Consider the following 6,133-nt stretch of genomic DNA (forward strand, 5'->3'; position numbering starts at 1 on the left):
AAAAAAATAAGTATACCAACCTCATTATTCGTTGAACACTATGGTCATACATTCAAAGATATAACGACTTTAAAGCGCCAATTTGAATTTCTAAGCGGTTCAGAGAAATCTGTCTTAGCAGCCCTTCTTGGAGAATATGACGATAGAGGAAAACAAGGTTATATTTTGACGGACTTATTTTTTGAATGGTTTGAAAGTAAATTTGAAAATATTTTTACTATCGAGGGTCCAAGAGGTGCCGGTAAAGACATACAGTTGAGTAGTGTGTTTCCTGACTTTAAAGGTAACTTCCCTTGTGATTTTATTATAAGAGATGCTATAAGCGGAGAGGTTGTGGTTATTGGGTTTGCTCGTTACGATAGTACGCGAGGTGGCTCACAATCTGACGATAGAACAGGTGGAAACAATGATAAGGTCTTAAAAGGCGCTGCTTTTAAGACCAATTACTTGAAAAAATTTAAAATATTGTTTTTGTCTGATGGTCCTGGTCTAACGCATAGAGATACATGGGAAGAGTCATGTCTATTAGACGGCACATCAAACGATCATGTACGAGTATCTACTTTAAAACTAGCAGATGCTCGTATTACAGAAGAATGGATTAGAAGTTAATATGGGAAATACATCTTTTATTATATTTTTGATAATAAAGTAACTTCAGTTTTATGATTCTCTATGACATTTGAATCAACGATAAATTTAAAATCAACACTATTCAAGTTAGGTAAGAAAGACTGATCAGAGAATAAATCTTTCTGATCGGTTTTTTTATTATTAACATAATCACCCATTTTTTCTAAACCGTGTCTAAGCCTTTTCAGTGTTGCTTCTGCTGCTGCGAAAGACTGGTCTATACCTATCCACTCCCTCCCTAGTTCATTAGCAGCATGAATAGTAGTACCAGAGCCATTAAATGGATCTAAGACAAGATCGCCTTTGTTGCTAGACGCTAGCACTATCATTTTAAGCATATCTAGGTTTTTTTCTGTTGGATAGCCCGTTATCTTTATACTCTGATGATGCGCATCTCTGTACTGTTCCCAATAGTCCGTTAATGGTAACTGCTTATTATCTGATAAATATACTTTCCGTCTCGGGTTTCCAGTTTTTGACCAATGAATCAAACCTTGAGAATCTAAGTCATCCAGTTTCTTAGGTGTATATTGCCAATGTTTACCTTTGGGAGGCTCCATACCTTTCCATGTCTTACCTGTTTCACCATTTCTTACACCTGGCGCATGAACTGGTACTAATTTATAACGACCTAAATCATCTTTTTTAGTATATTCCTTATCTATCCACTCTTCTGAAGCTGGTAAGGAAGGTTGGTTCCATGTATAAGAATCAGTTTTAGAATAAAAAAGTATATAATCATTTAGATTAGGATACTGATTTTTAGTATAGTTTTTGGAACTACATTTCTTTCTGACTATCATATTTCTGAAGTTAGACTCTCCAAATACTTCATCCATCACAATCTTCAAATGAAAAAGCATTTGATGTCCTATATGAACGTATATAGAACCTTCATTGGAGAGCAACTCACGCATCAAAATCAGCCTTCTTCTCATGAACTCAATCCATGAGGCAGTACCCATAACATCCTTATATGCATGTTTAAGAGAGCGTGACTGAAAGTCCCTACCTGTACCATATGGTGGATCTAAATAAATTAGAGCTACCTTACCCTTTTTAATTTCTATGAGCTTTTTAAGCGCATAGAAATTATCAGCAAGTAGAAAGGCATTTGCTTCAATATCTTTTATAGGGGTAACATTACCTTCAATATCAATAGTTGAATACTGATGGTCTATTTCTCCTAAAATATCAGCTTTAGAGAGTTTGTTAGGATAGTTCAACTCAAACTTATCGCTGTTTGAAGGTAATGGGAAAGGCTCACTTTTTGCTGAATCAGCCAATAAAGCATCATCGCCTAATTTTTCACCTTTAACTATACCTGTAGCCATGGATATACCTATTAACCTTTTAATTTGTTAAACTGTAGCATGAAATAGTTTGTTGCGCAAGTTAAGTAACTTGCGCAATTATTAACAATCTTATATTGCTTTTAAATAACATTTTGGAGCCATTTATGACTCAATCTAAATTCAAAAGAGTTAATTTTAGTCTTACTGAACAGGTAAGCAAAGATATTGATAGCATCAGCTTTCTTCCTAAAGACTTTAAATGTAGTAGGAGTGATGTTGTGAAAGCGGCGATATTATCATTTAAAAACCTATCCGAAGAGGAAAAAATAACCGTTTTAAGAGAGGTATGTGATGATAGAGAAACTGAAAATACTATCCTGAAATAGCAATTAATCACTTTGCAGAATTTGTTAAGTAATAATTCATTTTAAAGTACGTTATTACTTAATATCTAGGACGGTTGGAAACCTAATTTTTCAAGATAAGGTATATAAAATATCTGCTTTTTTTCATCTAATAGCTCAGTCTCAATTCTTTCGGCGAACTGCTTGTAATCCTCGCCCTGCTTGGCGTAACTAGATAACTCACTCATTTGTGAAAGCTTAGATGCGAACGCACCACGTTGCTTGTCTGTCATTTTCATTGCAGTAAGCATATCAGGAGTATCACTATCTCTTTTTGACTCTATCGTCTTTTTAGACTTGGTTTTGACTTTAAAATTAAAAGTAAATCCAGTGATGATACGACCTTGCTTATGTTGATCATATTTGACAGTAATATCAGTATGCTCATTAACTTGTTGTACTGCAAAATCTAGCACGTATTTTTTGAAGTTACTCATTGTTTTGTATTGCACAGGCTCAACACCTAGTTGTTGCCTAAACTGCTGTAGATCAAACATGGGCGTTTTGCCTACTGAGCGCCATTGGATTAACAGCTCATACAGTCGGATAGCATAGGTGCTATTTAGGCTACTAATCTGCTCTATATCATAACTGGTGAATTGTTGCTCAAGTCGAGTAATTAGCGGTACAACATCATGAGTAAAGCGTAAATAGACAATACCAGTGTCTTTTTCATAGCCTATCTTATCTACCCAACGGCAGTGGAAACTCCTATCTTTGCCTGTTTTAGGGTTCTTGTCATGGTATGTCACATAACGATCAAACAAACCTTTAGAGGCATCTTTCATCACAGCATAAGCTGTTTCTTTATTAACATCAAAATGCTCAGCATAACTATGGGCGTGTATCTGTAGCAAGCTATCAGGGGCAATACCTTTGCCCGTCTCTCTTGCCTCCATAATAGCCAGTAGCATCAAACGCTGCTCTACTAGATCGAGCGTATAACTTGCTTGTATTAATGCGTTATCCTTAACGACTAATTCTGTCATATCCATAAGCCATATCCATAAGATTAAAACAGATGTTAACCTATTTAAAATAGGTTGTAAAACACTTTATCTTTACGTGCGATAAACCTATTCATATTGTGCGATAAACCTATTCATATTGTGCGATAAACCTATTCATATTGTGCGATAAACCTATTCATATGAAAGCTGAAGCCTATGTATTTAAAGGTCTGTAGAAGACGTAAAAGTATTTAAAAGCTATTAAAAACATTAAAAGCCTTTTTACTAATTTGAAATATTTTTTAATTAAGTTCATACCAACCTAAGATTACTTAGAATAAGTGATCTATAGAAATACCTTTACCTGCGTTTTCATCAAAGTCTCGTTTTTTCTTCTTAGCTACGTAGGGTTCAGATTTATCTTTACCTTCCTTGTAAAGCGTAACTTTACGATAATAATTTTCTTTCGTTGTCATATTGCTAGTATCTACATTGCTATCAGCTTCTTTATCGGTAGCCACTATTGGTATAGTTTGAAACTCTTTATTATCTTTATATTTACGGTAACTTTTGCTAACACCTTGCTCAGTGATAGTAATGCCAAAATCTTCTTTCAATAAATTAGCAATATCAGCAAAGGTGTAGTTAACGTGCCAATCGTTTCTTTTTTCAAAAATGAAACTTATTGCAGCTTTTGTTAGTTTTTGCGTTGCCATATCTACCTTCCCTATTGATGAATACTGTATATAATTTAATACAAGTAATTGAAACCATTTGAAACCATTTGAAACCATTTGAAACCATTTGAAACCAGCATAATAGTTTTTAGCTCCTATTTGAAAGCAATTGAAACCATTTGAAAGCTAAACCCACTATTTTGTTAATTAGTTGAAAGCAATTGAAACCATTTGAAAGCAAATCGTTATATTGAAGGAAAATGCCTAGAAAAAAGAGAGAAAGAGGTTTTTTTTATTGATTGCAGGATAGGCTACCGCCGTCAAAAATGGGGTATTTTTACATTGTAGTTGGTTGTTCGTTGGTTAGTAATTCTAGTTTCAGATCAGTTTAAGCATCAAGCTAACCTAAGTCTTGTATCTGCTGATACAAGACTTTTTTAAATTTTGTTAGAGGCTCAAATATTTATTATTCTTTTTCAGCCTACAAGCAGGTAAGGTCAAACTATGATACTAACCATTAGAAAGTCTAAATAATTGGGGATTAACATGGCTTTTAATTGCATAAAAAATGATAAACAAATCTATAGTTTTGTGTACAGCTTAAAAGATTGGATAGCACTAAAAGAAGATAAAACGTCCAGTTTCAATATGGCTTGCTGTGGCAATCGGGCAATACTAAAGACAAGCAAGCTAGGCACACAGTTTTTTGCTCACAAATCAAAACCTGAGACAAATGATTGCTCTACTGGCGGTGAGACGCCCGAACACATACACATTAAATATTTAGTCAGTAAAAAATTATTTGAATGTGGCTGGAGCGTTGAAGTCGAAAAAAGAGGTGTATCTAATAAAGGTGAGGAATGGATAGCCGATATATATGCTGAAAAGGGTAAAGCTAAGATAGCTATTGAGGTTCAGTGGAGTCGTCAAAGCTTTATCGAGACAAAGCGTAGGCAGCAAGTTTATAAAGACTCAGGCATCAGATGTGCATGGCTGCTTAGAAGTGGCTCAATTAAAGATAGGGATGCAATAGTCGGTGACTTTATGCACAGAACTAAAAGTGTGCCGGTATTTTCTATTTATAAAACTAAAAAAGAGTCTGACAGCACCTACCAAGTATATAACATCTGTAAAGTAGCTTTAGAGGAAGAATTAAGGCTCGATCCATTAGATCAAACTGAGTTGGAACTAGAGAGTTTTGTAGAAAATCTGGTCTCAGGCAATATACAGTTTCGTTCAAAGTACAGCCCAACGTCCCAATTATCGCTCGATATCGTCAGGCTCCAATGTTGGTCTTGTAAGAAACCAACCAATACAGTTATGAAAGTTAGGTTCAAAAATACGCTATATGATATTGATCATGAGTACAGTCATAACAGTCAAGATGTTGATGTATGTGATAAAGAAACAATAGAGCATATAAATTCCAATTTCTCTCAAAGCTATAATTTCCCACCTCTAAGAAGTCGATATAGTGACACAGTAGGCAGTAGTTATATTGCCAACTCATGTATTCACTGCGACGCTTTAATGGGTCGCCACTTCCTGAAATCTTGGGGTTCTTACTACTCAAATAAGATAGTTGAGACAAATAAAATTACCGTACCCAGAAATGGGAGAGTATTAATGGAGTTTGGAACAGTGAGCTTTTACAACAGAATGGTTGATTATGATATTGGCAGGTGGGTCTTAATCGACACCATAGAAAGGTGAAATAGCGTTAAATCAAGCTTAGTGATTGGTCACCTCTCAAGGAGTGATTACGCTATTATGGTAGATTTTTATTTACACAAGTTTACTTACGAAGAATCTTTTATATTTAATTATTGTGTATTTTCTCGTCTTTTAAAATAATCAACATTAGGAGAGGGATATAATCCCGTTCGCTTAGTATGAATAATAATTTATCTTTTCTGTGTAATGTACACAACCCTGAATCTATCATAACGGCAATAAACTCAAGTCCAATGTTTCCCGAGTTTTTGAAAAGAAGAAATGACAAGTATAACGATTCTATTGAATTGTTCAGATCCTTAGTCATGCAATCAAACTCATCAGCGGATCTACTTCACTATATAAGAGATAAGCGATTTAATGCTGAACAAAGAATGTCATTATTGAAAATATTTAGAAGAGCCGTCAGCCCCGTAATCGATACTGAGAAATCAAAAAAA

The 6,133-nt window shown here is 34.7% G+C and carries 6 protein-coding genes; 3 read left to right on the top strand and 3 right to left on the bottom strand.

The genetic code is table 11. The features are described from left to right. A partial coding sequence (locus I6E86_RS13575) for a hypothetical protein (RefSeq protein WP_197177914.1) occupies positions 1-612 on the top strand: 612 nt, incomplete at its 5' end. A 20-nt stretch (positions 613-632) separates the two neighbouring features. On the opposite strand, the gene I6E86_RS13580 is transcribed toward I6E86_RS13575, so the two are convergent. Continuing rightward, on the bottom strand, positions 633-1,967 hold the full coding sequence (locus I6E86_RS13580; protein WP_197177915.1) for a site-specific DNA-methyltransferase: 1,335 nt from the start codon (positions 1,965-1,967) through the stop codon (positions 633-635). Positions 1,968-2,092: 125 nt separating this feature from the next. On the opposite strand from I6E86_RS13580, the gene I6E86_RS13585 reads away from it, so the two are divergent. Next, positions 2,093-2,314 carry a hypothetical protein gene (locus I6E86_RS13585; RefSeq protein WP_197177916.1) on the top strand — a complete coding sequence of 74 codons (222 nt, stop codon included), beginning with the start codon at positions 2,093-2,095 and terminating at the stop codon, positions 2,312-2,314. Between the two features lie 65 nt (positions 2,315-2,379). Here I6E86_RS13585 and repM read toward each other — a convergent pair whose 3' ends face one another. Continuing rightward, a complete protein-coding gene (repM, locus tag I6E86_RS13590; protein WP_197177919.1) occupies positions 2,380-3,321 on the bottom strand; it encodes a replication initiation protein RepM in 942 nt (313 codons plus the stop codon). A 293-nt stretch (positions 3,322-3,614) separates the two neighbouring features. Then, a complete protein-coding gene (locus tag I6E86_RS13595; RefSeq protein WP_197177917.1) occupies positions 3,615-3,998 on the bottom strand; it encodes a hypothetical protein in 384 nt (127 codons plus the stop codon). A 507-nt stretch (positions 3,999-4,505) separates the two neighbouring features. Here I6E86_RS13595 and I6E86_RS13600 point away from each other — a divergent pair. Then, entirely contained in the window at positions 4,506-5,672 is a 1,167-nt protein-coding gene (locus I6E86_RS13600) for a competence protein CoiA (protein WP_197177918.1), read from the top strand. Positions 5,673-6,133: the final 461 nt, after the last annotated feature.

The sequence above is a fragment of the Psychrobacter sp. SWN149 genome (assembly GCF_015864565.1).
Lineage (GTDB): Bacteria > Pseudomonadota > Gammaproteobacteria > Pseudomonadales > Moraxellaceae > Psychrobacter.